This window comes from Cobetia sp. SIMBA_158 (genome assembly GCF_046566945.1).
GTDB classification, from domain to species: domain Bacteria; phylum Pseudomonadota; class Gammaproteobacteria; order Pseudomonadales; family Halomonadaceae; genus Cobetia; species Cobetia amphilecti.
Genome location: NZ_JAWJYL010000033.1, coordinates 1 through 1,076, shown reverse-complemented (window position 1 = coordinate 1,076; position 1,076 = coordinate 1). Strand labels below are relative to the sequence as shown.

The following is a 1,076-nucleotide window of genomic DNA, read 5'->3' as shown; positions in this document are numbered from 1 at the left end:
TGTAGGGTGCCGGATGATCGGATTTCACAACGAAGCTATCCTTTGTTAGCCTCTCGTGAGCTCATCAAGCAATTTATTCAGGAAAGGCTTCATGGACATCAAGCTGCATAAGCAAGCGACGACGACACCGAAAATCCGTGCCGACATCCAAGCAGCTCCTTCCAGCATGACGAACAAAGATCTCGCTCGTCAGTTCGGGGTCAGCGTCTCAACTATCCAGCGCTGGCGCTATCGTGATGATGTCCTGGATCGTTCCCACACGCGTCATAATCTACTGGCGACTCTGACCTCAGAACAGGAAGATATCGTCATCGCCGCTCGTGAACTGCTACGCCTGGGGCTCGATGATCTACTTGTCGTTGCTCGGGAATTCCTGAACCCCAATCTGTCACGTTCCGCGCTTCAGCGCATGCTCAAACGACGTGATGTACCGACTCTCGCCAAGCTGGCGCGTCGAGATGCGAAGGAGGACGAGAAGCCCAAACATCGGCCTTTCAAGGATTATGAGCCCGGGTATGTGCACATTGATATCAAGCACCTGCCCCAAATGCCTGACGAAGATCAGAAGCGTTATCTTTACGTCGCGATTGATCGCGCCACTCGGTGGGTGTATCTGGAGGTCAGATCAAGTCAATCTGCAAAGGACGCCCAGGCGTTCATGAAGCGTGTGGAAGAGGAGGCCCCCTTCACGATTCGAACCGTGCTCACGGACAATGGTAAATCCTTTACCGATCGCTTCACCGTGGGTGGTGAGCGTAAGCCCAGCGGGCATCATCTTTTCGATCAGGAATGTCAGAACCATGGCATTGAGCATCGACTGATCAAGCCAGGCAGACCCCAAACGAACGGAATGGTGGAGCGCTTCAATGGGCGTATCAGCGATGTACTGGCGACTCGGCGTTATGACTCAAGTGAGGATTTAGAACAGACACTCGAGCGTTATTGCTGGCTCTATAACCACCACATTCCTCAGAAGGCACTACACCACAAAGCGCCTATAGCAGCAATAAAGGAATGGCAGGTCGAACGACCGGAGTTGTTTACCCAGGCTGTAATCAATCAGACGGAACCCGACA

General features: G+C 52.9%; 1 protein-coding gene. It reads left to right on the top strand.

All coding sequences use genetic code 11. The features are described from left to right. Positions 1–91 precede the first annotated feature (91 nt). The coding region (locus R2R70_RS18820; RefSeq protein WP_410978725.1) for an IS481 family transposase at positions 92–1,076 on the top strand (985 nt) is incomplete at its 3' end.